We start from the raw sequence: 24222 nt of genomic DNA on the forward strand, positions 1-24222 counted from the left end.
TTTGCTTTTCATAGGAATATCTTACGCAGCTAAAACGCCCCCTTCGAAATCGAGTGATTTCAAAGGGGGCGTTAACGTTATAAAAGGCAAAGAACTTTATCCAATGCGTTACTTAATCACTTGAATCTCAGTTTTAAGTAGCTCTGAACAGCTCCAATCGAATCCTGGAAATGTGCTTGTCCATCAACTGCCTGGCCAAATCACTATTGCCATCGGCGATTGCCAAGTAAATTTCTTCGTGTTCTTTAAGTGTGTCTGCATGACGGCTGCTATCGGTAAAGCGATGTCTGCGGGTAGCCCGAATATTTTCTTCCATCCGGCTTGCCAGTGTTTCCATTAAATCGATCAATAACTGATTTTTTGTTGCGTACGCGACCTGCAGGTGAAAATCCAAGTCTGCCTGTACGCCCAATTCCGGGTCATCTATGGCTTTGGCCATTTGCGACAGCACATGCCTGATGGCTTCAAGATTTTCAGCAGTGGCTCTTTGTGCGGCTAGAGAGGCTGCTTCTACCTCAAATGCTCTCCGCAATTCCAACATTTCATCGATCAACAGTGCTTTTGTTTCATCCATGTGCGTGCGGAGTTCATTGCCGAGCGAAGCCCTTTTGGAGGCAGCAAGAAAACTTCCTCCGCCTTGACGGATTTCTAACTTGCCTTTGCTTTCCAGACCTTTTAACGCTTCTCGCACCGAGTTGCGGCTGACCCCAAACAAACTAGCCAGATCGCGTTCGGAAGGAAGCCTGTCGCCAGGCATCAATCCTTTTTCCAAGCACAGCATATTTATTTGTTCCACTATTAATTCATAGGTTCGTTTTTTTGGATTCAACAATGGTAATCGCTCTCCCTGTCCAGCTATTTTAGATCTTTCCTTCATCATACCGAAAGGATTGGGAAATGTCTGAAAATACACATTGTATTTTTCAGATTATTATGTATAATTGGGTTAATTGGTAGGACCAATTCTGAATAAGTTGTGAAAAATTAAGAGGGAGCGATCAAGCATGGCAGTTGGCAAACAAAAAACCATTTTGGAAAGCTTGAGAAAACACTTGAGAGAAGAACAAATTAGCATCAACGAAACCGTAAAAGAGTTGCATGGCCAGGACGAATCTTATCATCAAATGGAATTGCCGGACATTGTCGTTTTTCCCGAGACGACCGAGCAAGTATCGGCCATCATGAAATCGGCTACCACATACCAGATTCCGGTTGTGCCATTTGGACTCGGTTCCAGTTTAGAGGGGCATGTCATTCCCCAAAGAGGCGGCATTACAGTCGATTTTTCATTGATGAACAAAGTATTGGCAGTTTTTGAAGAAGATTTTCTCGTCACGGTGCAGCCGGGTGTAACTCGGACGCAGCTCAATAAAGAACTAAAAAAATACGGATTGTTTTTCACCGTAGACCCTGGAGCGGATGCGACACTTGGCGGAATGGCTGCGACTAATGCGAGTGGGACCACTTCTGTAAAATACGGCGTCATGCGGGACCAGGTGCGCGACTTGGAAGTGGTAACGGCTGACGGAACCGTCATCCATACTGGAAACAAGGCCGCCAAATCTTCGTCCGGACTTCATTTAAATGGGTTGTTTGTCGGTTCAGAAGGGACGCTTGGCTGCTTTACCGAAATGACGCTTCGTGTCTATGGCATTCCTGAATTTATTACAGCGGCACGCGCCTCGTTTGCGACAGTGAAAGACGCGGTGGAAGCAGTGGTTTCTATTTTGCAGGCAGGCATTCCAATCGCCCGTGTTGAACTGGTGGATGAGCAATCGATGAAACAAGTCAACAAATACAATGATACCGCTTACAAAGAAATGCCTACATTGTTTTTGGAGTTTCATGGCAATGAAGCCGGATTGCAGCAGGATGTGGCCTTTATGCAGGAAATCGTTGCGGGGCATGCGTGCGAAGAAGTCGCATTTGAAACCGATACCGCAGCGCGCAACCGGCTATGGGAAGCACGCCACACACTAGCTTACGCTTACATTCACGGACATCCCGGCAAAAAAATGATGGTTACCGATGTATGTCTGCCGATCTCTGAACTGGCGGGTGCAGTTGGACATGCACGGGAAAACCTGATAGCGCTCGATTTACCTGGTGGAATCGTTGGACATGTCGGAGATGGCAACTTCCATGCGCTCATTATGATGGACATGGAAAACCCAGAAGAAATTGCAAGAGCGCAGGAGTTTAATGAACGCATTGTGGTGTATGCGCTCGAGCGGGGCGGTACATGTACAGGAGAACACGGTGTCGGCATCGGCAAGCAAAAATATCAGCAGCAGGAACACGGTGCAGCTTTAGCTGTGATGGAAAAAATCAAAGCTGCATTGGATCCAGATAATCTATTGAACCCTGGCAAAAACATCAAAGTAGAAAAAAAGGAGACGATCCAATGAAAATACTGCAGTCCGTAAGTGCCGTCGCTGGAAAATATTTTGCCGTATGGGTTATTCTCGCAGCATTACTTGCGTTTTTCTTGCCTGAAGCATTCATCGGGTTTGGTGCATATATTACGATTCTTCTCGGTGTCGTCATGTTCGGAATGGGGCTGACGCTAAAGCCGGTCGATTTCAAAATCATCTTTAAAAATTCACTGCCTGTAGTCATCGGCGTTGCGGCGCAATTTTTGATCATGCCGCTTGCCGCATTTGGCATCGCCTATTTACTCAACTTGCCGCCTGAATTGGCAGCGGGACTCGTGCTTCTTGGCTGTGTGCCTGGTGGAACCGCATCAAATGTCATGGTTTATCTTGCAAAAGGAAATCTAGCGCTGTCTGTTGCGATGACTTCGCTATCGACATTGATGGCGCCCATCATGACGCCGCTGTTGTTATTGCTGCTTGCAGGCCAATGGCTTCCGGTAAATCCGCTGTCGATGTTCCTGTCGATCATTCAAGTGATCATCATTCCGATTACACTCGGCATTCTGGTGCAGCAGTTCTTTCCGAAAGCGGTCGCCAAAAGCATTTCCATCGTACCGCTCATTTCCGTTGCGGCCATTTTAATCATCGTTTCAGCAGTCACGGCTGCCAACGCGCAAAACGTCATCAGTTCAGGATTCATCGTCTTCTTCGCCGTATTTTTGCATAACGGTTTTGGCCTCGTGCTTGGCTATTTAACCGCCATGCTAATGGGACTCAATGAAACCGACCGCCGTGCCATTTCGCTTGAAGTGGGCATGCAGAATTCCGGATTGGGCGTCGCACTCGCCACCGCCCATTTCAGTCCGCTTGCGGCATTGCCGAGCGTATGGGGCGCGATTTGGCATAACATCTCAGGACCGATTCTTGCGACAATTTGGTCGAAAAAGCCGGCGGTACCGAATAGAGAGACTGAGTTGGAACGGGCTTCTGAAGTAAAGGCTAGGAAAGCTTGAGTTGAATAATTAGTATATCGTCAAGTGTATTTGGGAATTATTATTTATACCTCGTTGTGGTCACTTTGTTTAGCCCCTGAACACGCCAGCGCTACGAAATTTAATTAATAAAGTAATTAGCTGTCCATCTAATGGGTAGCTTTTTTCTATGGTTAATACTAGCCAAATATCATAAAAGACTGGGCAAATTAAAGTCAATCATTATTCTGATCGCATCGTAATCCAGTAAAATAAAATTTAGGATAATAAAAGATGCGATCGGAACCACGTTAGGTTAAAAAATGATGAAACAAAACAAGTAATTATCTATAAAGATCAATAGATACAGGCTGTTAGACGGCCATTTAGAACAGCTGAATCGAATTTTCAAGAAGGAACAATGTTAAAAACTCGATTCAATTGGTACAAGAATGCACCAGCCCCAGTTGCATCACAAAGTAATAGAAGAAACTCATTCCGCTCAAAAGTTTTTATTATGTAATTACAATATTACATTTCCAATAAAAACAATAAATTCTAAGTTAGTTATTATTTTTAATTTTAATAAAAATAGCATAATGGAACATTTGTTTGTATAATTGTTGGTGCAACTTAAAAAGAAAGATGATAATTATGTGGCAAAAAATATTTATACCTCTCTAAGAGAGTTTTCGAAAAACAAAGTAGATTTAGACCCTAGCAGATTAGAAACAGCAAGAAGTAGTCGGGATTGGTTAGTTGCCAAAATCGAAAAATTTGAAAATAACGATGTTTTCTTTCCTCATATTTATAAGGATGAAAATAATGTGCAGATGGGTTCATTTGCAAGGCGTACAAAAGTCCGTCCGTTAGGCGATATTGACTTTCTTGTAGTTTTTACAGGAGACGGCGGTCACTATAATAATACTTATAATGGTGAAATCACTATTTCTATTCCTGAAAAGGCAAGTAGGCTAAGACGTTTGACGAATGACGACTCAACTCTGAATTCTATCAAGTTACTATATAAGTTGAAAAGCTCCTTAAGTAATATCCCTCAATATTCTGGAGCAGACATCAAAAGGAATCAAGAAGCAATAACACTTAAGTTAAATAGCTATGACTGGAATTTTGATATTGTTCCGGCATTTACAACTGCGCCGGATAACTTTCAACGAGCATATTATTTAATTCCAGATGATAATGGTAAGTGGAAAAGAACTGATCCAAGAATAGACGCTAAAAGAGCCACATCAATAAATCAACAGCATGATGGCGGAGTTTTAAGGATTATAAGGCTAGTTAAAGCTTGGCATACTCGTATAGTAGTGCCAGATATAGGTTCGTATCTAATAGAAAATTTGATCTTGAATTATTTTGAATCAAATTGGTCAGCAACCACTGATCAATCGACTTTAGCCAATGTCTTTCACAGTTTGAGTCAAAGTATTTATTGGAGTTGTCAAGATCCAAAGGAGATACAAGGCTATTTAAACTCGCTCTCTTATGAAACAAAATTCAGATTTGCTGAGGCAGCCTCGAAAGCGTACTTATGCGCACAAAATGCTATTGATTTAGTAGCTGCTGGCGACCATGAAGCAGCACACACCGAATGGCAGACAGTATTTGGGGGCGACTTCCCTGAATACGGATGAAATTTACATCAATATAAAACAGAATAAACCAGAATCGTTGCGTTTGTTGGCTGCGGTGCGAGTCCTTTATAGTGAAGCTAAGTTCTTACGATCTATGAGAGTAATGGTAACTGTAATGCTTCCTATCATAAGTTTGTTATGTTTAAAATATTTTCCTGGGTTTAAAGAAGAGTTAGCGTTTATAGCTGGAATTTGACTAATTGTAAACAAGATTTTTCTCGTCGAAAAAGAAAAGAGACTGGTAAAAGAGGCAGCAACAATTCAAGAGAATTTTGATATGGATGTTTTCAAATTCCATGGAATACTCTTTTAGTGGGAGAAAAAATTTCATTGGAAAGAATATTGGATTTGAATGGGAAATCTCAAGAAAGAGAGGAGAAGCTCATAGATTGGTATCCTGGACTAACTATTACTCATCATGTTTTTAATGTTTTATTAGCTCAAAAGACAAATTTACACTGGGACATAGAACAAAGAAAAGTTTACAAGAATATTTTGCAATGGGTATTAATTATTTATACTGTATTTGTTATTGCAATTGGTTTCTTATTAAATTTACCTACTGAAACCATGATCATTTCTTTTTTAGTGCCATCTTTACCATTAATCCTACATTTAATCGAGATAATTAATAGCCACAAACAGCGATACGAATCATTAGCTAGAATTTTCCCTAAAGTTACAAGTGACATCGAAAATTATTCTAGCATTAATGATTTAGATTACGATATTAGAGGCTATCAGGATATTGTGTTTTTAAAACGATGTGATGCTAACATGGTTCCGGATAAACTTTGCTGGTTAAAGCGTAATGTATTCGAGAAAATATCAAAAGAGTCGAATCAAAATCATAGCAAAAATCAAAACACCTCCGATTCTTGATCGGAAGTGTTTTTTGAAGGAAAGGAAAAGTATCTATTTAATGTTCTAAAAAGTTAAAAAGAATCCTTGAATGTTCGTAAAGTATTTTGACATATTAACGAACGCTCTTTTCGGTCGTTTTTAGCTGTTTTCAGACCGTCCGTAAACGTGTACTTTTACGAACGGTTACCGCAAATAGAGTTAACATAAAAGATCTCTTTTTTTAAAGAATGGATTTTTGTAAAAATTCCATCTATATTGCTTTCTTCAATTTATATATTGGGTTACAATACATTTAATAAATATTTTAGGTAGCTAAACTATTTATCTAACTAAATGAATTGAGGTATTCATATGATAATAAAACGAATGAATGGCATCTTCCAAACTCTTGATCAGATCAATTATGCATTGCTGCATCACTATGAGGAAGTTCTGGAACACAAACTAACACCAAAGCAATCTTTAGTCATTGAGCATGTGCAGAAGCATAGCAAATTGACTGTGAATGAATTGGCTCAAAAGATGAATGTCACAGCAGGTGCCATCAGCCAATTGTTAACAAAACTTGAGAAGGAAAACTATATTAAGCGAACGATTAATCCGGATTCAAGGAGGGAAATCATTGTAACACTTGGTGACAATGGCAACAGGTTATATGAGTTATATACCAAAGTAGACGAAGAAATTGCGTCGACCTACTACGCTAAACTAGATGAAAACGTAATAGATCAACTGGATCAGGCAGTGAACAAGATTTATGAAGTGATCTTAGCGGAACAAGCAAAAGTGAAGGGAGAGTAACTTGATGAACTGGAGTTATTTCATCGTAGTCTTTTTTATTTGCCTTCCCGGGATACTATTTATGTATCGCTCAGAAAAAATTCACATAAATGAAAATGATGTAACCGATGGCCAACGATTAACAGCCCATTTTTTAACCGCCACTCTTTTCTCGCTGATTGGGGCATATGTTGTTCCAAGAATTTCTATAGGAAATCAGCTAGATATCAGCCAAATTCTCTTGTTTGGTGTCGGTCTTGGTGTCATTTGTTCGATTGGCCACTTAGCTTTGTACTATATATATTTGGTGCCGAAAATAACAAAATCAGACTATATAGAGATTGAAACCCATTATGTGAATACCGGCATTCTGAGCCGGGTGTTTTATGGGGGGGTTTTAGAAGAAGTAATATTCCGATGGGGGTTACTTAGTTTATTTATTTGGTTATTCCAATTGCTGAGCATAGGGAAGGTTATCAGCGTTATCGCTGCAATTTTCGTTTCCAGCATTCTATTTGCCCTGGTCCATTTGCCAGCCATTAAGTTGATTACTTCACAGCCAAAACCGGCTATGTACGTCTATACGGTTATCGGCAACAGTTGGGTTGGTTTATTTGCTGGAGTAGCTTTTATTCAAGGAGGGCTATTAGCAGCTATACTTGTGCATATGCTGTTCCATTTGATGTGGTGGCCAATCCAGAGCCGGAAATCCAAAAAGTTCAGTCAAACACTACATACAACAAACTAAATTTGATACCCATAATCTTGCTTTTCATTTTTCAAACGGGTAAGTTTCTTCTGTACTGGATTAATTAAGATAGGAATAGAGAGAAAGGAAACTAAAATTCTAATATTAGTTTACACATCACAACATATCAAAAGTTGAAATTTTGGGAGTGAATATAAGAAGTGGGAAACGAAGAAAGTGCAAGTTACTTATCAACTGGCGAATTATCAAAAATCTTGAATATCTCGGTGCGGACGATTCGATACTACGATCAAATCGGGTTGGTGCAGCCTTCAAGGAAGGAAGCCGGTGGGAAGCGGTACTATTCCAAAGAGGATATCCTGAAGTTGCAAAAAGTTATCCTGCTCAAATCGTTGAATCTGTCGCTCGAAGACAGTCGGAGTATCCTGGCAGAACAGTCAATGTCCGCTATCTTGCTTGCCCATCAGTCTTTGTTGAGTGAAGAGATGGAACACCTGACGAATTCATTAAAGCATACACAATCGCTATTGAATTTGCTGGACTTAAAAGCAACTCTTCACTGGGAAGACTTAATTTACTTGGTCGCGAATGAAGAGAAAGAGAAAGATTGGAATCAATATTTCTCTGTAGAACAGCAAGCACACCTTAAAAGTCAGTTGCCTAAACTTGAAAGCGGAGACAGGATCACTAAAAAGTGGATCAATATCATCAAAAGAATTGAGCTTTGTCTGGAAAATGGGGTTTCCCCTATCTCTTTGGAAGGTCGACTTATTCTTGAAGATGTCGACATTCTATCAGAAGAAACGTTTGGCGACGATCCGGAACTGGTCAAAGCTTTTTGGGAAGTGCGCAGATCTCCCGAAGCTTCCGCTGAGCTGGGTCTCTATCCAATTTCACCAGCTATTATCAGCTTTCTGGAGATGGGCGCTAAAAAAGAAATCCCTCCTAACTGACAGCTGGAACACGTCAGTCTGGAGAGGAAAGGGTCAAGCTATGGCAGTCAAGATCACGGCAATTCCATTAAATATTCCATGAATTAAAATACTTGGAATGATTGAGCCAGTTTTTTGATAGACCCATGAAAAAACAAGACCCGATACAAAATTCACTGGCAAGGTGTTAAATGTAGGGATATGGACGATCGTAAAAATAAGAGAACTGATCAGCATGCCGCTCAAAACGCCATAGCGGCTGCTGAAAAAACGGTAAAGGAAGCCGCGATAAAAAATTTCTTCGTAAATGGGGGAGATGATAGCAGCCGATACAAACCCAATTGTAAAGTTCAACAATGTCATCTGTGACTGGAGACTTTCTGTTTTACTATTTTCGATTCCAACTCCTATAAAAGACATCCCAACAACTAAACCGATGCTCACGATGATCAGGATAATTGTCCAAATGGCTACCAACCTCCATTCTTTTAGAGGAACCGGTTTTAGTCCGACAGCTTTCCAAGATTGTTTCTTGGGTTTCAACACGATAATGTAAAGCGCCGTTGTAAAAATGATGGCCATGATAAAGCCATTCAATGTACCGGCATATAATTCATTTTGAAAAATGTTCACTAGATAATTAAATAAGATAGTTTCAATGAAAATCGGAACGAGTACCAATACAAGAAACAGCATATAAATTAACTCCTGCCATCTCCACATTTCATTTCGTTCAAAAAATCCTTCTAACATTATTTTCCCTCCAAGTTTCTAACTTCCTATCACCAGAATATCGGGTGACGTAAGGTAACCTGCAAGGATTTTCTTTTTATAAACCTAGTTTTGAACCTAAAAGAGAAAAGGTTTACTTAAGTTTCTTTAATGTTAGTGTTCAGAGAAGTGTTTTTTTAAGAATATTTAGCCATGCCACTATACTTTTTAATTATTAGCTTTACAGACAAAAGAGTTGAACAATTTTAGGTTATTTCCCTTATCTTGTATGCACCTTTTTTCTCCCGGCCGTTCTCATCACGATGGCCCAGGGCGGGGGAAATTCTTTTGCAGCAGTAGCCCTATTTTTTACCAACTTCTTTTTAGATCGGGTTTACTTTTCTGTTTACAGAACCGGCTCTTTGAAATGGTTCTGATATCTGAGAACGACAAAAAATTATTAGAAGGTACCTGCTAGCTGTGTAATAAGGAAGTATCAGGGTCATTAACATCCCTTCCGCTGAAGAGCATCATTTTATTTTCTCGTCAGTACATAAAGACCGTTTATCCTATAGATCTTCTATCACTTGGTCAAATAGTCGCTGCCTCTCTTCAAACCGATAGTGATGCCGCCAGTAAACGAATATTTCTTTGGCTATTCCCAGTTTTTTTGAGCCTTCTACTGTGTTCAACTTTTTTACTATGCAAATTTCGTACATGATCATTTTTAAAGATTTCTCATACTTACTCTCAATTGCATTTTTAAAATCGTTGTACTTCATTGGAAAACCTCCTACTCCATAGATTTCTCTTCTGTTTCCGAACATAGTTGTTTCTTCTTCAACAGTGCTTCTTACTTTTTTCTCTTGGGTGTCGCATGCTCTTCTTCTTAGGCTGCCAATGACAGAATGCCTGCAGTAAGTATCAACCCGTACTTTTTGTTAATTGTTATTTTATCCTCCTTTTTATCCTTTTTAATAAAACGTAAGAAGAGTTAAATTAGATTGCCTTTGATATGGAAAGCAATGAATATAGGCAGCTGATGGTATGACTGAACAAATTTTATGTAACCTTTAGTATTTTGTTAACTTTATGTAAGTTTTGCTAAATAACATTGACGAAGTGGAAAGTGTTCGGTAATGTTTAGAAGATAATAGAAGAAATTGTAAATTAAATTAGTATAATATTAAAAAATTTATAAAAGTCTATTGGAAAAAGTCAGATAAACGAGCATTTCCAATGGAAACATTTTTACAGAAAAGAGGAGGACGACAGTACGATGGACAAAAAAATATGGAATAAATCAGCTAAAGCGCTATTATCGGTAGGATTAGCTGCGAGCTTTTGGGTACCTGGTTCACAACTAGCAGTTGAAGCGGCTGCACCAGAAAGCGATCTTTTTATTTCGGAATACATTGAAGGCAGCAGCTTAAACAAAGCGATTGAAATTTACAACGGAACTGGCGCATCAATCGAATTGAGCCCTTATTCCGTAGCCTTGTATGCAAATGGCAACACATCCGTGCAAAGTGAAATGACGCTTTCGGGTACTGTGGCAAGCGGAGATACGGTAGTTCTTTACAATAGCGGCGCAGGTCCGGCAATTCAGGAACAAGGAGATCTTCAAAATAACAGTGTGATCAATTTTAATGGCGATGATGCACTGGTCTTGGAAAAAGACGGAGTTGCAATCGATTCGATTGGCCAAGTGGGCACGCGAGTTGAAAACACGAAAGATGTTACGCTGGTGCGCAATCCGGATGTCCAAACTGGCAACAGCGTAGTGGATGATGCATTCGATCCTTCGACTGAATGGACTGCGTATCCAGCTGATACATTTGAACATCTGGGCATCCATACAATGAATAGTGTCGGTGAAACACCAGTACCTACTCCAGAACTGCAGCCAATGGAACCTCAAAAAAGTTTGCATTACGAGAACCTGAAAAAGAAAAAATTGACGATTGGCCAACCAAGTGTGTCAGTGACATTGAGTGGAAAAGCATCCATCACGGATGGCGTCTATGTGAAAGGGAAATACGGCGAATTCCATGGTTCAGGGTTTGCGAATGTCAAAGTGGTATTAAGTCCCGCTCGTGCAAATTCAATTTTTGATTTTACGGGAATTGATGTAAAGAAAGTAGTGGTGGATGGCAAGAACGTTTCTGAAATTAAAGGAGCTGAAAACATCCAGGAGATCAATTTTATCAATGGCGCTGATTATGAAGAGATTCGCTTCTATAATTCGGACGATGAGCAGATTCCTTCTCCACATTTGCCAAAGGAAAATAAAGTACCTGTAGCAACGAAAGTGTTTGTCGGGGAACAAGTATGGGCAGGGGATCGCTTACAGTATGACCTGACGGAATATTTCTCTGATCCTGAAGGGGAAAGCCTTTCCTATTCATCAACTAAAGGGATAGTCACTGGCTCAAACTTGACGCTCGACTTGCCGGAAGGCTTACACATTATCGGCGTGACAGCAAGCGACGGCAACCAAAGCATCACCCAGTCATTTTCAGTAACGGTGTCTGCAGAAGCTCCTGCGCCGGAAGAATATTATGACACAGCAGATGGCTTGCAAGGCGAGGCGTTAAAAGCAGAACTCCATGAAATTATTGATGATCACCGTCAACTCAGCTATTCCCAAGTATGGGACGCATTAAAAACAACGGACGAAGATCCGAACAATTCAAACAACGTCCTCTTATTGTATACGGGGGAGTCACGCTCAAAATCTTTGAATGGCGGCAATGTTGGCGACTGGAACCGTGAGCACACATGGGCGAAGTCTCATGGCAGCTTTGGAACGGCAATGGGGGCAGGGACAGATATCCACCATTTGCGCCCGACAGATGTCCAAGTGAATGGACTGCGCGGCAACTTGGACTTTGATAACGGCGGCACTGCAGTACGCGGCTGCGATGGTTGCTTGCGAACAGCGACTTCCTGGGAGCCGCCAGATAAAGTGAAAGGCGATGTAGCCCGTATGCTGCTTTACATGGCGGTCCGCTACGAGTCAGATGACGCAGTGGACTTAGAACTTAACGACCAGGTGAATAATGGATCGACGCCTTTCCACGGAAAAATCTCCGTGTTGATCGAGTGGCATGAGCAAGATCCTGTCAGTAGCTGGGAACAACAGCGCAACGAAAAGATCGAGGACATTCAAGGCAACCGCAATCCGTTCATTGACCATCCAGAATGGGCGGAATTGATCTGGTAAACAGTTGTTTAAATGAAAGATTTTACCCATTTTGAAATCGCTGCTTATGATTTCATAAAGCTTTTCTTAGAAGTTGGTAGGAGACACAAAAGAAGACGGAGGGCAGGAATATCTGCTTTCTGTCCTCTTTTTTTGATTATAGGTCTAAAAACGGCTCACTAACCAGTTTACAGATAATGCCTAACGGAAGGGAAGAAGCTAGTTGAGCTTTGCTCTTCTTTTGGGTAGATAAGTGTACTTTTACGAACGCTTTTACTTTAAGAAAACTTACTCACTCCTTTTATGAACTAATGGGAAGTAATGTTAATATCTATATAATGGAAGTTGAAGGTAATATATCCTTCATCAGTTAGAGTCGTGTGTATATGATGCCAATACTATCTTACTTTGTATGGCTGCAAAATAATAATAACCTTGGAGGATGGGACATGGAATATAAGATGGGGCTTTACGAGGGACCTTTTAATTCAATCAAGTCGGGAAGGAAAACGGTAGAAGTTCGGTTAAATGATCAAAAGAGAAGAAATTTAATAAAAGGCGATACCATTGAGTTTACAAAGTTGCCAGAGGAAAACGAAAAAGTTCGTGTAGAGATACAGGCGCTAAAAAGGTATTCCTCATTCAGAAAAATGTATGAAGATATTCCAGATGAACAATTTGATGCTGTGGGTAGAGAGATTGAAGAAAGAGTGGAGACCATACATAAGACTTATTCTTCAGATTTAGAAAATAAATGGGGTACTTTGGCGATTGTAATGAGGTTGGTCTAGTTGATTCTGAATGTAACTTAAGTGCAGTTAAGTTACATTCAAACTTAGTTAAAGTATTAAAAAATATTGTTTAGACAAGAATGAAATATAAGGAGTTTAGGATGAATAAAAATATAAGTACCATAATCGTGATTTTGGCATTGATCGGCTTTTTAGTTGCAACGTTTTTTCTTCAGTATGAATTTTTATTTCTAACTCGTATTGCTTCACTTATCTTCGCAATCATTTATTTAGTAATTGAAGTAAAGCAAGAGTATTTTTCAACACGCAAGCCATTATTTATTCTCTTTGGTGTCATTAGCATGTTAGCTATAGCGGTATGCATTAAACTTGATGAAATTTCAGCGACTGATGGATTCAATGCTAGAAGTTTTATGCTCCTGGTATTTGTTTTCACTTTTCTGGTCGTTAGCTATAAAGATTTATACAACAAAAACGATGCTGCAAAGTAATCTCAGTTCAACTTTAGTTTTATAATTTCTTTGATTTCACTGTACTGAAACATTTGTTAATATAACAGCTCGTAAATTTTTTTTGACGAACTTTGTGAAAGGGTGTAGATGAAATTAGTATCATTTAGATTCATTATCGTTCCCTGTTCTTTTTGGATCCAAAGATAATATGATTCTTCACCGAATTCAACTTTATAATTAGGATCAGCCATATCAACTATTCCTGGCTCTTTTTCGGCTTTTTTGAACGCTTTTACTAACTGGCTAACCGCTTTAGAGTCTGTGTATGAAGTTAATGACTCCTTTTTGATAACCGAAAAGCTTTCCATTTCGTAAACATCTACTTTCTCGATGTTTTCTGGAGAACACCCACCAACAAAAGACAAAGTAAAAATCACACATATAAATAATAGAGACCATTTTTTCAACGAACCCCCCCTTATGATTGATAAGACAGATCTAAAGCAATTAAAGTTACTTCTTTATTTTCAGTTATCGATTTAACTTTAAAAATTATTTTTTATTGATTTTGAATGTAACCTAATAGCAAGCAAGGTACATTCAGCTCTCTTTGTTATCTCTACTCAGTTAAAGTTCCATAGTTGAAGTAACTTCAATGCTATTCTCTATTTTTAGTTGTTCAGTAGATTAGTTTTCTACCAGAATTCTTTTTGCACCTTCTTTATTTATACCTTCTTTTTCAATCCAGATCTCCACCTCATCCCCACGTTCCAGATCACTTAGCTTATCTTTAGCGCCATCTATCTCCGTGTCTTCAGATAATAAAATTTCACAAACAGGGTAATCTCCTTCGTGCTCTGTCATGGGAGGTACTATGACAATGCTATTTTCTTTAATTTCTTCAATAAATCCTTCATAGTCACTCGAATTATTTGTAGCACACCCAATCAAAAAAATTATAAGAGCGAGTGTAATGATAAGTAAGTTTATCAATAGAGCCCTCCTTCCAAAAAGTTTTTCCTGTTACTTTATCGTGAAACTTATTGATGGATGGAAAAACAGGTGAACGGCCAGGTTAGAAAATACCGAAAAAGTCAGTTACAAAGAGCAACATAAGAAATACAACTATAAAAGCCAATTGACCAAGCGTATAAATATAGGCATTGGGATTCTTCGCATATTTACGCTCCATAATCGCTCTTACAATTTCAGTCATAGATATAAGTGCAAATAAAAAAACCACGGCTGCAGCAATAAATAAGGTTCATTAGGTAATCTTACTGCGTTGATAAAGCTACCTATTACAATCAAGGCAACAAAAAAAATCCTCATTCCCCAATCAATTTTCTTGTGTCGATCATTTACATGGTTATAAGAGAATGCTTTTGGTTTCTCGACCCCTAACCTCTTTCGCAAGAGGGCATTAAATACAGTAAGTGATACGAAAAAAACGGACAATAAAAGAAACAAATTTAACCAGAATGATGTTCCAACTCCATACATGAGATGTCCTCCCTTGTTATACAAGCAGCTATGATTACTATACCAATCAATTTCCAATAAAGTTTCATTTTTTCAAAAAAGAGGTATTAAAAAAAGTTTTTGTTGAAAGTGAATGGAATATAAGTCCAAGTAAGTTACGTTCAAAATCTGCATTCCATTATCTCGCCGAAATTATCTACCCAATTGAGTTTACTAAACGAAATCACCCATTCAAATGACAGCTTCATCATGCTTTAAAGCTGTGAGTCCGAGGATATAGGTTTACATAGAATTTGGCTATTGGAAGAGAACAAGCCCTACTTGAGCTTCTCCTTTTTCGTTTGATAAATTGCAGTTCTACGAACGCTCTGAAGAAAGGACAGATTCAATTTTCTCTATTGTGCGGAGGAATATTACAGGTATAATTGAATTAACAGATATTACAAAATTTAGAATAAAGTATAGACTTTGATATTTAGGCGCATCAACAAGATATTGGATTAAGAAGGAGTTATTGCCGTGTATAAAATGATTGGCAGAAAAGAAGAAAGAAAATGTAAATACTCGATTAGGTTTAGAAAAAATCTACATATCTTTACGTTATAAAGGAGGAGAAAAATGGAGAACAGCGATGGAATGGTAAAAAATAAATTTGCACTCGTTAGTTCATTCATTATTTTATCCATATGTATGTATTTGTTTTTTCCGTTTCCAAATAATGTGATGGTGGAGGCACAAACCACGTTTATGTCATTTCCAATCCGGAATCAAGACGGATACGTTTTACTTGGGATCATGGGGTCCGTTCTGTTTATAATTGCCCTAATTTTACTGTTCGTCGGCATGAACAAATACCACTTTAGAGCACTGCTTATCGTTGTCCTGATATATACATTTTTACCGAATCTTTTCATCACTACCTATCAAGAAACCTTAGCAAGTGGCATCACAGCCATATCGTACGATAGTAATGGTCAATGCAATTTTGAGTCAATAGACCAAAAAATGATTGGCGAATGCAATCTGGTATTACATAATCGAAGTAATGAGGCAGTGTCATTTGAATTAGAATTTATAGATTCATTTTTCATGGAAGACAAAGTACAAATGGAATCTCTTATGAATTTAGCAGGTCCGTATCGGATAACGATAGAAGCTAACCAAAAAAAAGCTATTCATCTAAACGAAATACTCGATTTATCAGGTGTTCCGAAACATATCGATGCAGGAGAATCATCTGATATTCATTTTATACTAACTGACAATGAGAAAACACGCACTTTGTAGTAAGTTACTGCACAGGTGGGAAAGATATTCTAAAGAACTTTTAGTTAGCATTTTATGATTTTTAGGAGGAAATCAGATTAAGCAAATGGTCGCGAAATATTATGGTTATCGTGTAAATAGACTCACATAAGTGGTCCCGTAAACTCTACTTCGATCTGAAGTAGAGTTTTTGTGTATTCATACAGAAAAAACTATAGGAAGTTTCATTCATTTTTCCATTTTCTGATAGCTTTGGGATCTGGAAAACGAATTAATAGGTAAGGGCTTTCGGAAAGGAGTCATCAGATTGAATGAAAATTACCCATGAAAACGTTGTTCAGGAACTGAAATGCCAAAATGAAGATGCATTGCATTTTGTGGTTGACCAGTATGGCGGACTCATTAAAAGTATTGTGACGCAGCACTTATCCCAGTTTCGACATGTCCAGGACGAATGCATAGATGATGTTCTGCTCGCTGCCTGGAATCACAACGATTCTTTTAATGAAAAAACAAACTCTTTGAAGAACTGGCTGGCGGCCGTATCGAAGTACAAAGCCATCGATTATAAAAGGAAATATCTGAAGCTGGCCGAAAAACAACAGCCAGCGGATTATCACTTAAAGAGCCTTCAAGCGGATGAAGGGCAAGTTCTGAAGAAAGAATTGAGCTTGGAAACGGATGCTTTATTAGATCAGCTGACACCAGAAGACCGAAGAAATTTTATTGGCTACTACATAGACGGGAAAGATACTGCCATTCTTGCAAACGAACTGAAAGTGGAAAGATCAGCCATCCACAACGGATTATCGAGAGGCCGGAAAAAGCTGAAAAGCTTGAGACGGATTTTTGGAGAGCAGTAAAGTGAAAGGAAAGGGAGGTGACAAAATGAAAGACGTTTATCAATTATTGAACGAAGTTGATGTGGACTTGGAAGAGTACGACATTCCGGAATTGACTGGCTTTGAAAAAAAGAAACTGAAAAAATGAATGAAAAAAAAGCTACACAGACGCCCCATAACCAGCCGTTTTACCTTCGTGGCAATCACAGTCGCAGCGTTCATCCTGTTTTCAGTTAGTTTCGGCACACAGTCCAATGCATGGGCGAACATGCCGATTCTTGGTCCTTTGCTGGAACACTATCTCGGCACTGATGAAGACAACACATTCGAAAATTATAAAACAGTTGTGGGACACACAGTAAAAAACAATCAAGGCAATCTAACATTAAATGAAGTGATGATTGATGAAGACCGATTGTTTATCAACAGTTCCTTTCAATCTCAGTCGGATAACCAGCAGCTAGACGAACTGAAACCATTTCCGACCGTTTGGATCAACGGACAAGAGGTGGCAGCAAATGGCTGGGGAGATGTGGTACAGAAGGACCCACTTTTGCCTTATTTAGCTCCATGGATATTCAAGGGGTGGATCTGAGCCAAGCCATGGAAATAAAAATCACTTACGTTGATAGTGGGAGAAACTCTCTGATAAAAGAGGACTGGACATTTGAATTTATGGCTTCTGGAGAAGCGCTGCTTGCAGAAAGTAAAACCATCCCCATCGACCGTGAATTTACATTGGAGAAGGGTCAACGTGTTGAAGTAGCGGAACTAATTGTATCACCAGTTTCCAGGACTTTGAGGTATCACATTTACAGTCTCAGCGGTTTGGATTATGAATTGGATGTCCGTTTCCAGGTAGAAGATGAGAACGGGAAAATTTATGAACCCACAGCAGAAAACACATTAACTTAGGAGGCTTATTTCCGTTTTGACGTTCCAACAAAAGAAGTTTCAACGTTGAAATTCACGCCTTTTGTTATTTGCGGAAAAGAAGGAGGGGAAAAGACCGACCTTCATAATCTATTGGAAGAAGAGGCTTTTAAGGTGGAAATTAGGTAATCAGTAGGGGGTTTCAAATAGCAATATGGTTAATGGAACGATCAGTGAAAGTGTGTCTATCGCTATTCTTTTTTCGAGTACTTTAATAATTTACTTCATAAAAATGTTAATAGATGAGGGATTATCAGAAGATGATTGAAGACAGAAGGAGAGAAGTGGAGAATACTACGCATATTCTATCCCTTTTTATTGTATAAGTGTGTTTTCAGGTGGTTTTTTCTACGAAAAAGATATTCGAATTCTATTTATTTTTTGGAAATTAATGTTAATCTAATTGTAGTCAAGGATTGTTGAATTAAATATAACTTAAATGAAGATAAGTTAAATTCAACTCATTAATTCTCTCTGAAAGTAAATTTTCAAAAAAATAATCAAAAAGTTGAGGTGATCTTAATGATGGATGAACAAAAGGGAATTAAAGTGGTCATTGGTGCTGATAATTACAACAACAATCCCGGATGGATCCATACTCAAGAAAAGGAATTAAATTTATTAGATAAAACTACTTGGAGAAATCAATTTAGAAAGGGTTCTATAACTGCTATTTTGGCTGAACATGTATGGGAGCACCTTACATATCAAGAAGGGATTGAGGCTGCGAAGCTTTGCCATCAATATTTAAAACCTAAAGGTTATATTCGTTGCGCCGTTCCAGACGGATACTTTCCTAATGAAGCGTATCAAAATATAGTTAGAATCGGTGGCCCTGGTCCCAAAGATCATCCAGCTGCTAGCCATAAAATCGTTCATAACTACAAAACGTTATCATCTGTATTTGAGCTTGCTGGTTATGAAGTAAATTTCCTTGAGTATCATGATGAAGCAGGTCATTTTCAGTTCAATGAATGGCAGGAAGAAGACGGAGTTATCTTTCGCTCGAGGAAATTTGATCTTAGAAATCAGCGGGATAAATTACTATTCCCATCACTCATACTCGATGCTACTAAGCAATAATTTCTGTATTCCGAATACAATATAATAGTAATTAGGTTATATTCTTTTCTGAGGTTTATTGGTACTTCGGCATATAAATAATCGAATGAGAATTGAGGTGGAAATACAGTGAATAAGTATCATCGATCAAGCCTGCAACTAATCCTCATTGTTGCAATAACCTTACTTGTATCTGTGTATTGGTTGAATTTAGAAATCGGTTACGGAATTGTACTTTTGTTCGTGGCTGTTGGATACACTATTTATCTTAATTTTATTGCAATCAGACAGGATAAAAATGAACAATAAATATCTTTTCGTTTCAATTTCAAATGAATCTAGTTTGACACTGCTGATATTTTACTGAAAGCAGTAGATTGGCATTCGATAAAGTTAGAAGATTTTTCTTTCTAAAATATTGAATTTTTTAAGAGGCTACTATTTGAACTTCATCTAAAATTAAAGAGGAGGATTTCTATGGTGAAATTCATTGTTCTAATTCTTCTATCTATCACATTGGGGGCATGTTCTTCCTTAGCTGCTGAAGAGTTACCAATTGAAATGAATGCTTACAACAGTTTATCTGACAATGAACAAGAACTTATTCCAACAAGTCCTAAAGACTCGACTGTAACCAAAGAAACAGTATCTACTGAAATTAAATCCAAAATCAATACTGATTACGATGGAGAAAAAGTTTATTCGGTAATATTCAATGATACGGCTACCAATGGTTCTGGAAATCTTATCGTGTTTGTTGATTTAGATAAAAAAACCGTATTAGGGAAAGGTTTTGGAAGCTCAAATGATTGAAACTGAATGTAACTTAACACTAACTAAGTCACATTCAGAACAAAGGAAATACTGATTTCTTATAAAAGAAAAAGGACCTTTAAAAAGGTCCTCTCACTAAAATAAAACACAGTTTTAATTTATTAGTCGATTAGCTGTTTTACAACGGCCATTTCTTTGCCAAACCGATCTCCATGGTCCTCAAATCCCAAACTCGCATATAAATTATGGGCATTCAAGTTGTCTGGGTGATAGCCGACCACAATTTTTGTGGCATTCAGTGATCTGGTCATCTCAGCAATCATCAATTTGGTTGCAGCTTTCCCGATTCCTTGACCTTGGAAAGCTTTGTCTACCATTATTCGATATATCCAATAGCCGTCAAGTTCCTCCGAAACAGAGTTATACATCAAAAAGCCAACCGCTTTATCGCCTGTATAGATGGCATAAGGTTTTAAGCTGGTTTCAAACTTTGACTGAGCGATCGATACGGCATTTGGTTCCATGTATTGCGTCTGTTCTTCTGATACCTCTAGTTCACAGCAGTCATACCAGTTTCCTGTGTTTAATTCGACGATTTTCACATTTTCTGTATTCATAATTTTCCCCTTTCGATTTTCGGGGAACGCGAAATAGAAACGTTAATTAGGCGTTATCCCCTTGTACTCATTGATGGTAACGGTGATTTTGTTTGTCATAATGAACGCCTCCTCAACTAGCTATGGCCCGTTTAATAAAATTTCCGGGTCTTTTGACTATAGCATTTCTTATTGCTCTTTCATAGGCATTTTAGGAATAATATACCAATAACACAACCTTCACTCCACTTAGCTTTGAAGAGAAAAAAAGAAAGGAAAGTTCCCAGAAAAAAATGTTGCATTCAATAAGTTGTTCTCTATGGTTTTGAAACCGAATGTTCGAGTAGACAGAAGTCTGCATATCTTGAATTATTCCGCTGCAGCTAATGGCATTTTTTATGAAATGGAAAAGGAGAAATATACGACGTCATCTGAGAAAATTGTACTCATTATACACAATGAAGGGGAGGAAGAGTTCAGTTCGGGTACCCATTTCTTCTTGGAAAAAAATGTTGACGGCATTTGGTACGAATTTCCGGATGATGTTGAAGCCGTTTACGCCGATGAATTAGCTGTGTCCCCCGGTAAAGCAGGCTCTCTTGAAATATCCATTAGCGATTTGTTTCATGATTTTACTCCAGGTGAATACCGAGCTAGACTTCAAAATATGGCTGCATCTTTTGATGTAGTTGAGTGAAAACTTAGCAAAAACTCATAATCTTGATCTCGATTAGTTAAGTCATTCTTGATTTTTCAAAATAGCAGCTGAAAAGAAGGGAGACACCTTATGAAGCACACACTGCTGTGGCTAGCCTTGGCTCTTGTTTTAGGTGCTTGTACTTCAAATGATAGACATGATGAACGTTTCGAAAAGTATGATATGTATGGTGTAGTTATTAATATTTTCGAAGAACAGAATACAATTGATGTAAATACTACGACATGGGCATCGAAAAGCGGATTACTGCCAGAAGTGGCAGAACCAGGCGCTAGTTATAACTTAATTTATAGTGAAGAAACGTGGTTTTCTTTCGAGTACGGGGACAGAACCTCTTTGGATGAGTTGCATGAACATCAACAGATCGGCATTTACTTAAACGAAGATGGAACAGCAAAAGAAATAGTAATTCTCAATAATATTTAACTGGACGAATCTTTTTGTCGTATTATCACTCCAAGTCGAACACGGCAGGAAATTCATGAAAATCTCTATAAAAAATGATAAAGCTATTCTCTACTATTCATATTGGAATCAGGATTTCAAAAGATTAATGAAATAGATGTTTTGGATACCACCACTAATAAGATTTTATTTATCTAAAAAGAAAGAGTAGAGGCTCAGTTCATCCGTGATGGTTCCCTTGTTCAAGTACTTTTAAGAAAATGATTAAATACCAGTTTAAAAGCAAGAGGTAGTTACAAATAAGCGAGATTAAACGTTTGTATTGCTGAGTCATTAAGGATGATTACACAGTTAACATATGAGGGAATATCAGTAACTGCGTAGATGGAGAGGGCGAGAAGGTGCATTTTGATTAGCATCTACTCTCCCTTTTTGTCTGTAAAAGTATACTTTTGGGAATGCTTTCAATCAGTAGCCGGTATTCAAAAGATTAGAGTAGCAGAGGATTGTAGAATGAATATACAGAAAGCAATTGATTGGTTTAATCTGGTATATTAATGAAAAGCAGTAAAGGGAAGTTCAAGAAAGGGAGAGAAAAATGAAAAAACTGGGATTGTATGTGCTAACACCCATTATTTCATTTCTTGGAGGCTTTTTCGCTTACGTTTGGGTATTGAAGCAATTATGGAACCAAGATATCGGTAATGGAGCCATTGCTGTATTAGTTAATGGAGGTGTGGCCTTTGTTGCTTTGGCCATGCCACTGTACTTTATGATTATAAGCTCAATAGACAAACGGGTTGAACGATTTAAAGTTTTGTTATATCCCTTATCGTGTATGCTTCTATTCTTCCTCCCAACCGTTCTCATCATGATGGCCTGGGGTGGAGGTAACCCATTTGCAGCGGAGGCCCTATTGTTTCATAGCTTCTTTTTTGTATCGGATTTCCTTTTCGGTTTACTGAACTGGTTCTTTAAAATGGTTCCTGTATCTGAGAACGACAAAAATCAACGCAATTCTCGAGTTCGGTAACATCCGAATGGAAATCTGGTTGAAAAGCCTAGGATTTGAATCTAACTCAAGTGCAGATAAGTTAGATTCATTTCTCTCCTTCAAATTACCGTATTTAAAATCACATACCTAATTGCTGTAACTGACCCTCATAAAAACATTTATTCAAATAGAGGAGAGGTTTGAATGAAAAAAATCGTATGTTTAATAGGACTTCTTGCCATATTGGCAGGGTGTAGCCCAGAGCCGAATGCAGGAATGCAGGACAATGAACAAACAGTAAAAAACATAACAAAGGGAATTGCTACTGAAAAGACGGTTCCCGCTGATTTTCATGAAACAGGATTTCACCGAGAGGAACCTCCCAGCTATATCTATCTAGTTAAAGAGGCGACTGAGCAAAAGCAATACGAGGAACTATGGACATATTTCCGTCTTCAGGAGGAAGCGCCAGAAGTCGATCTGGACGTAAAAAGTGTGATGTTCTTTAGTCTTCAGGAATCGGGTACTTGTCCGTTTGAATTAAAGGGAGAAGATATACAACTAAATCCGACTACAAAAACGTTGGAATTTGAAGTTTCTCTTGCCAACAGTGAAGAGGCATGTACCACAGATGCGACACCTAGAACATTTGTCTTTGAAGTAACCAAAGAAGTAGCTCCTTTCAAACATGCGTCGATTTATGAACTGGGAACGGAAACGACTGTACCCATCAAATAAGGGAATTGAATCAACAATATGCCTATAGTATTAAGTCATAGGCGTAATAAAAGCTTTCCCGATTTAAAATTGTAAAGCCAACCTGTTAGAATAACCATTGCAGTTTCGTATAACTCAGCTAACTAAATTAGTTAGGAGTCTATTTGAAGCTCAATGTAACTTATTCTATATTAAGTTACATTCACTTAAAATTGAAAGAGAAAATCAGGAGGGAAATCCATGAGAAAAAATGGAATAGGCTGGACAATCGCAATTGTTTTTATTTTGGCCTTCAGCTTTTTATGGATTGCTTATACCAACTTAAAAGAAGATTATCAGATAGAGAATAGTCAGAATTACTATGACTTTTATGCAGGTGTAACTGCTGATATTCAGCTAATGGAGCAAATTTTAGCACTAGAAAAAGTAGTAGCAACAGGAAATGAAGATTTACGAGCTATGCAGAAAAATATAGATGGATGGGGAAAGGGCAGCCCCTTTGTAGATGTAGGGATGACAGAAACAGAGCGAACTAAATTTGCCGATTACCGTACGAACAGTATGATTGCTATTTCAGAATTCCAACGAACTGGAAATGATAGTGAAATAGAGGTATTAGCAGAAAACTTGTCCGCCTATAAACAGCAATTCAATCAATGGGTAGAAGAAGTAAACGAGTGCTCACAGATAAGTGGTTTTTGTACAGGCTATGGAACCGAATCCTTTCAACAATAGGAAAAATAGAATGGAAATAAACTTTACTTTAAAAAGATATCAGGGATATGAATGTAACTTACTGTAAATTGAGTTACATTCAGTTTCCTGCTAATGCTTCTATTCATATTTGGTGCCTTCAGATAATTGGCTCACTAAAAATCTCCCAATCCACTTATGGTTGGGAGGCTTTTTTGTAAGATTTATCTGTAAAGATGATATAGAACACAGTAACAAATGCAGATTGCATAACATTGTCTAACCACTCAAATGACCCTGATTTGTTCTAATCGAAACCAACTAAAACAGCCAG

Annotated in this window: 30 protein-coding genes and 1 pseudogene; 23 read left to right on the plus strand and 8 right to left on the minus strand. The window is 38.3% G+C overall.

The features are described from left to right. Window positions 1–133: 133 nt before the first annotated feature. A complete protein-coding gene (locus AC4EHK_RS07830; protein WP_490978238.1) occupies window positions 134–832 on the minus strand; it encodes a FadR/GntR family transcriptional regulator in 699 nt (232 codons plus the stop codon). A gap of 172 nt (window positions 833–1004) precedes the next feature. Between AC4EHK_RS07830 and AC4EHK_RS07835 the strand changes: the two genes are divergently transcribed. From AC4EHK_RS07835 to AC4EHK_RS07870, 8 genes are all read left to right on the plus strand, one after another. Further along, window positions 1005–2408 carry an FAD-binding oxidoreductase gene (locus tag AC4EHK_RS07835; RefSeq protein WP_490978239.1) on the plus strand — a complete coding sequence of 468 codons (1404 nt, stop codon included), beginning with the start codon at window positions 1005–1007 and terminating at the stop codon, window positions 2406–2408. Continuing rightward, window positions 2405–3388 (plus strand): bile acid:sodium symporter family protein, encoded by a 984-nt coding sequence (locus AC4EHK_RS07840; RefSeq protein WP_490978240.1) that lies wholly within the window; start codon window positions 2405–2407, stop codon window positions 3386–3388. Before AC4EHK_RS07835 ends, AC4EHK_RS07840 begins: the two co-directional genes overlap by 4 nt. A gap of 614 nt (window positions 3389–4002) precedes the next feature. After that, complete coding sequence (locus AC4EHK_RS07845) at window positions 4003–5001, plus strand: hypothetical protein (RefSeq protein ID WP_490978241.1); 999 nt, start codon at window positions 4003–4005, stop codon at window positions 4999–5001. Continuing rightward, complete coding sequence (locus AC4EHK_RS07850; protein WP_490978242.1) at window positions 4940–5197, plus strand: S-4TM family putative pore-forming effector; 258 nt, start codon at window positions 4940–4942, stop codon at window positions 5195–5197. The genes AC4EHK_RS07845 and AC4EHK_RS07850 overlap by 62 nt, the downstream gene beginning before the upstream one ends. Before the next feature lie 134 nt (window positions 5198–5331). Continuing rightward, window positions 5332–5883: an S-4TM family putative pore-forming effector gene (locus AC4EHK_RS07855; RefSeq protein ID WP_490978243.1), complete on the plus strand. Its 552-nt coding sequence runs from the start codon at window positions 5332–5334 to the stop codon at window positions 5881–5883. A gap of 333 nt (window positions 5884–6216) precedes the next feature. Beyond that, window positions 6217–6666: a MarR family winged helix-turn-helix transcriptional regulator gene (locus AC4EHK_RS07860; protein WP_490978244.1), complete on the plus strand. Its 450-nt coding sequence runs from the start codon at window positions 6217–6219 to the stop codon at window positions 6664–6666. A gap of 4 nt (window positions 6667–6670) precedes the next feature. Next, window positions 6671–7393 (plus strand): CPBP family intramembrane glutamic endopeptidase, encoded by a 723-nt coding sequence (locus AC4EHK_RS07865; protein WP_490978245.1) that lies wholly within the window; start codon window positions 6671–6673, stop codon window positions 7391–7393. A 161-nt stretch (window positions 7394–7554) separates the two neighbouring features. Next, on the plus strand, window positions 7555–8307 hold the full coding sequence (locus AC4EHK_RS07870) for a MerR family transcriptional regulator (protein ID WP_490978246.1): 753 nt from the start codon (window positions 7555–7557) through the stop codon (window positions 8305–8307). 33 nt (window positions 8308–8340) lie between these two features. Here AC4EHK_RS07870 and AC4EHK_RS07875 read toward each other — a convergent pair whose 3' ends face one another. Both AC4EHK_RS07875 and AC4EHK_RS07880 read right to left on the minus strand, forming a co-directional pair. Then, window positions 8341–9039 carry a CPBP family intramembrane glutamic endopeptidase gene (locus AC4EHK_RS07875; protein WP_490978247.1) on the minus strand — a complete coding sequence of 233 codons (699 nt, stop codon included), beginning with the start codon at window positions 9037–9039 and terminating at the stop codon, window positions 8341–8343. A 527-nt stretch (window positions 9040–9566) separates the two neighbouring features. Then, entirely contained in the window at window positions 9567–9779 is a 213-nt protein-coding gene (locus AC4EHK_RS07880) for a hypothetical protein (protein ID WP_490978248.1), read from the minus strand. Window positions 9780–10276: 497 nt separating this feature from the next. Between AC4EHK_RS07880 and AC4EHK_RS07885 the strand changes: the two are divergent. From AC4EHK_RS07885 to AC4EHK_RS07900, 4 genes and pseudogenes are all read left to right on the plus strand, one after another. Beyond that, window positions 10277–10696, plus strand: a pseudogene (locus AC4EHK_RS07885) (lamin tail domain-containing protein); the annotation flags it as partial. A gap of 720 nt (window positions 10697–11416) precedes the next feature. Then, window positions 11417–12223, plus strand: coding sequence for an endonuclease I family protein (locus AC4EHK_RS07890; protein WP_490978941.1), 807 nt, complete (start codon window positions 11417–11419; stop codon window positions 12221–12223). Between the two features lie 428 nt (window positions 12224–12651). Next, complete coding sequence (locus tag AC4EHK_RS07895) at window positions 12652–12993, plus strand: ASCH domain-containing protein (RefSeq protein WP_490978249.1); 342 nt, start codon at window positions 12652–12654, stop codon at window positions 12991–12993. A 101-nt stretch (window positions 12994–13094) separates the two neighbouring features. Beyond that, complete coding sequence (locus tag AC4EHK_RS07900) at window positions 13095–13445, plus strand: hypothetical protein (RefSeq protein WP_490978250.1); 351 nt, start codon at window positions 13095–13097, stop codon at window positions 13443–13445. A gap of 56 nt (window positions 13446–13501) precedes the next feature. Here AC4EHK_RS07900 and AC4EHK_RS07905 read toward each other — a convergent pair whose 3' ends face one another. The 4 genes from AC4EHK_RS07905 to AC4EHK_RS07920 all read right to left on the minus strand — a co-directional run bounded on the left by AC4EHK_RS07905 (window position 13502) and on the right by AC4EHK_RS07920 (window position 14909). Next, window positions 13502–13873: a YhfM domain-containing protein gene (locus tag AC4EHK_RS07905; protein ID WP_490978251.1), complete on the minus strand. Its 372-nt coding sequence runs from the start codon at window positions 13871–13873 to the stop codon at window positions 13502–13504. A gap of 220 nt (window positions 13874–14093) precedes the next feature. Continuing rightward, window positions 14094–14399 (minus strand): hypothetical protein, encoded by a 306-nt coding sequence (locus tag AC4EHK_RS07910; protein ID WP_490978252.1) that lies wholly within the window; start codon window positions 14397–14399, stop codon window positions 14094–14096. An 82-nt stretch (window positions 14400–14481) separates the two neighbouring features. Next, window positions 14482–14622, minus strand: coding sequence for a DUF4181 domain-containing protein (locus AC4EHK_RS07915; RefSeq protein ID WP_490978253.1), 141 nt, complete (start codon window positions 14620–14622; stop codon window positions 14482–14484). Beyond that, complete coding sequence (locus AC4EHK_RS07920) at window positions 14619–14909, minus strand: DUF4181 domain-containing protein (protein ID WP_490978254.1); 291 nt, start codon at window positions 14907–14909, stop codon at window positions 14619–14621. The genes AC4EHK_RS07915 and AC4EHK_RS07920 overlap by 4 nt, the downstream gene beginning before the upstream one ends. Before the next feature lie 597 nt (window positions 14910–15506). Here AC4EHK_RS07920 and AC4EHK_RS07925 point away from each other — a divergent pair. The 6 genes from AC4EHK_RS07925 (at window position 15507) to AC4EHK_RS07950 (ending at window position 19804) form a co-directional block, all read left to right on the plus strand. Next, entirely contained in the window at window positions 15507–16175 is a 669-nt protein-coding gene (locus AC4EHK_RS07925) for a hypothetical protein (protein ID WP_490978255.1), read from the plus strand. A 290-nt stretch (window positions 16176–16465) separates the two neighbouring features. After that, window positions 16466–17017, plus strand: a complete 552-nt coding sequence (locus AC4EHK_RS07930; RefSeq protein WP_490978256.1) for a sigma-70 family RNA polymerase sigma factor — start codon at window positions 16466–16468, stop codon at window positions 17015–17017. Window positions 17018–17192: 175 nt separating this feature from the next. After that, window positions 17193–17591, plus strand: a complete 399-nt coding sequence (locus AC4EHK_RS07935) for a DUF4179 domain-containing protein (RefSeq protein WP_490978257.1) — start codon at window positions 17193–17195, stop codon at window positions 17589–17591. A gap of 8 nt (window positions 17592–17599) precedes the next feature. Beyond that, window positions 17600–17911, plus strand: coding sequence for a hypothetical protein (locus AC4EHK_RS07940; RefSeq protein ID WP_490978258.1), 312 nt, complete (start codon window positions 17600–17602; stop codon window positions 17909–17911). A gap of 540 nt (window positions 17912–18451) precedes the next feature. After that, window positions 18452–19012, plus strand: coding sequence for a class I SAM-dependent methyltransferase (locus AC4EHK_RS07945; RefSeq protein ID WP_490978259.1), 561 nt, complete (start codon window positions 18452–18454; stop codon window positions 19010–19012). A gap of 456 nt (window positions 19013–19468) precedes the next feature. After that, window positions 19469–19804, plus strand: a complete 336-nt coding sequence (locus AC4EHK_RS07950; protein WP_490978260.1) for a hypothetical protein — start codon at window positions 19469–19471, stop codon at window positions 19802–19804. A gap of 122 nt (window positions 19805–19926) precedes the next feature. Here the strand turns inward: AC4EHK_RS07950 and AC4EHK_RS07955 are convergent, their stop codons facing one another. Beyond that, entirely contained in the window at window positions 19927–20382 is a 456-nt protein-coding gene (locus AC4EHK_RS07955; protein WP_490978261.1) for a GNAT family N-acetyltransferase, read from the minus strand. 343 nt (window positions 20383–20725) lie between these two features. Here AC4EHK_RS07955 and AC4EHK_RS07960 point away from each other — a divergent pair, with 343 nt between their 5' ends. The 5 genes from AC4EHK_RS07960 to AC4EHK_RS07980 all read left to right on the plus strand — a co-directional run bounded on the left by AC4EHK_RS07960 (window position 20726) and on the right by AC4EHK_RS07980 (window position 23930). Further along, on the plus strand, window positions 20726–21058 hold the full coding sequence (locus tag AC4EHK_RS07960; protein ID WP_490978262.1) for an immunoglobulin-like domain-containing protein: 333 nt from the start codon (window positions 20726–20728) through the stop codon (window positions 21056–21058). A gap of 90 nt (window positions 21059–21148) precedes the next feature. Then, complete coding sequence (locus AC4EHK_RS07965) at window positions 21149–21505, plus strand: hypothetical protein (protein ID WP_490978263.1); 357 nt, start codon at window positions 21149–21151, stop codon at window positions 21503–21505. A 577-nt stretch (window positions 21506–22082) separates the two neighbouring features. Further along, window positions 22083–22517 carry a hypothetical protein gene (locus AC4EHK_RS07970; protein WP_490978264.1) on the plus strand — a complete coding sequence of 145 codons (435 nt, stop codon included), beginning with the start codon at window positions 22083–22085 and terminating at the stop codon, window positions 22515–22517. Between the two features lie 165 nt (window positions 22518–22682). Then, window positions 22683–23216: a membrane lipoprotein lipid attachment site-containing protein gene (locus AC4EHK_RS07975; protein ID WP_490978265.1), complete on the plus strand. Its 534-nt coding sequence runs from the start codon at window positions 22683–22685 to the stop codon at window positions 23214–23216. 219 nt (window positions 23217–23435) lie between these two features. Further along, the gene (locus tag AC4EHK_RS07980) at window positions 23436–23930 is read left to right on the plus strand and encodes a hypothetical protein (protein WP_490978266.1); all 495 of its coding nucleotides are present in this window, start codon (window positions 23436–23438) and stop codon (window positions 23928–23930) included. Window positions 23931–24222 lie beyond the last annotated feature (292 nt).

Source organism: Planococcus sp. TJ-307, assembly GCF_058268435.1.

What these genes read in the sequence shown, in the direction of transcription:
- AC4EHK_RS07835 (WP_490978239.1), top strand. Translation starts at nt 1,005, where the DNA reads ATGGCAGTTGGCAAACAAAAAACCATTTTGGAAAGCTTGAGAAAACAC.
- AC4EHK_RS07840 (WP_490978240.1), top strand. Translation starts at nt 2,405, where the DNA reads ATGAAAATACTGCAGTCCGTAAGTGCCGTCGCTGGAAAATATTTTGCC.
- AC4EHK_RS07850 (WP_490978242.1), top strand. Translation starts at nt 4,940, where the DNA reads ATGAAGCAGCACACACCGAATGGCAGACAGTATTTGGGGGCGACTTCC.
- AC4EHK_RS07860 (WP_490978244.1), top strand. Translation starts at nt 6,217, where the DNA reads ATGATAATAAAACGAATGAATGGCATCTTCCAAACTCTTGATCAGATC.
- AC4EHK_RS07865 (WP_490978245.1), top strand. Translation starts at nt 6,671, where the DNA reads ATGAACTGGAGTTATTTCATCGTAGTCTTTTTTATTTGCCTTCCCGGG.
- AC4EHK_RS07875 (WP_490978247.1), bottom strand. Translation starts at nt 9,039, where the DNA reads ATGTTAGAAGGATTTTTTGAACGAAATGAAATGTGGAGATGGCAGGAG.
- AC4EHK_RS07880 (WP_490978248.1), bottom strand. Translation starts at nt 9,779, where the DNA reads ATGAAGTACAACGATTTTAAAAATGCAATTGAGAGTAAGTATGAGAAA.
- AC4EHK_RS07895 (WP_490978249.1), top strand. Translation starts at nt 12,652, where the DNA reads ATGGAATATAAGATGGGGCTTTACGAGGGACCTTTTAATTCAATCAAG.
- AC4EHK_RS07900 (WP_490978250.1), top strand. Translation starts at nt 13,095, where the DNA reads ATGAATAAAAATATAAGTACCATAATCGTGATTTTGGCATTGATCGGC.
- AC4EHK_RS07915 (WP_490978253.1), bottom strand. Translation starts at nt 14,622, where the DNA reads ATGACTGAAATTGTAAGAGCGATTATGGAGCGTAAATATGCGAAGAAT.
- AC4EHK_RS07920 (WP_490978254.1), bottom strand. Translation starts at nt 14,909, where the DNA reads ATGTATGGAGTTGGAACATCATTCTGGTTAAATTTGTTTCTTTTATTG.
- AC4EHK_RS07925 (WP_490978255.1), top strand. Translation starts at nt 15,507, where the DNA reads ATGGAGAACAGCGATGGAATGGTAAAAAATAAATTTGCACTCGTTAGT.
- AC4EHK_RS07930 (WP_490978256.1), top strand. Translation starts at nt 16,466, where the DNA reads ATGAAAATTACCCATGAAAACGTTGTTCAGGAACTGAAATGCCAAAAT.
- AC4EHK_RS07940 (WP_490978258.1), top strand. Translation starts at nt 17,600, where the DNA reads ATGGAAATAAAAATCACTTACGTTGATAGTGGGAGAAACTCTCTGATA.
- AC4EHK_RS07945 (WP_490978259.1), top strand. Translation starts at nt 18,452, where the DNA reads ATGATGGATGAACAAAAGGGAATTAAAGTGGTCATTGGTGCTGATAAT.
- AC4EHK_RS07950 (WP_490978260.1), top strand. Translation starts at nt 19,469, where the DNA reads ATGGTGAAATTCATTGTTCTAATTCTTCTATCTATCACATTGGGGGCA.
- AC4EHK_RS07955 (WP_490978261.1), bottom strand. Translation starts at nt 20,382, where the DNA reads ATGAATACAGAAAATGTGAAAATCGTCGAATTAAACACAGGAAACTGG.
- AC4EHK_RS07965 (WP_490978263.1), top strand. Translation starts at nt 21,149, where the DNA reads ATGAAGCACACACTGCTGTGGCTAGCCTTGGCTCTTGTTTTAGGTGCT.
- AC4EHK_RS07970 (WP_490978264.1), top strand. Translation starts at nt 22,083, where the DNA reads ATGAAAAAACTGGGATTGTATGTGCTAACACCCATTATTTCATTTCTT.
- AC4EHK_RS07975 (WP_490978265.1), top strand. Translation starts at nt 22,683, where the DNA reads ATGAAAAAAATCGTATGTTTAATAGGACTTCTTGCCATATTGGCAGGG.
- AC4EHK_RS07980 (WP_490978266.1), top strand. Translation starts at nt 23,436, where the DNA reads ATGAGAAAAAATGGAATAGGCTGGACAATCGCAATTGTTTTTATTTTG.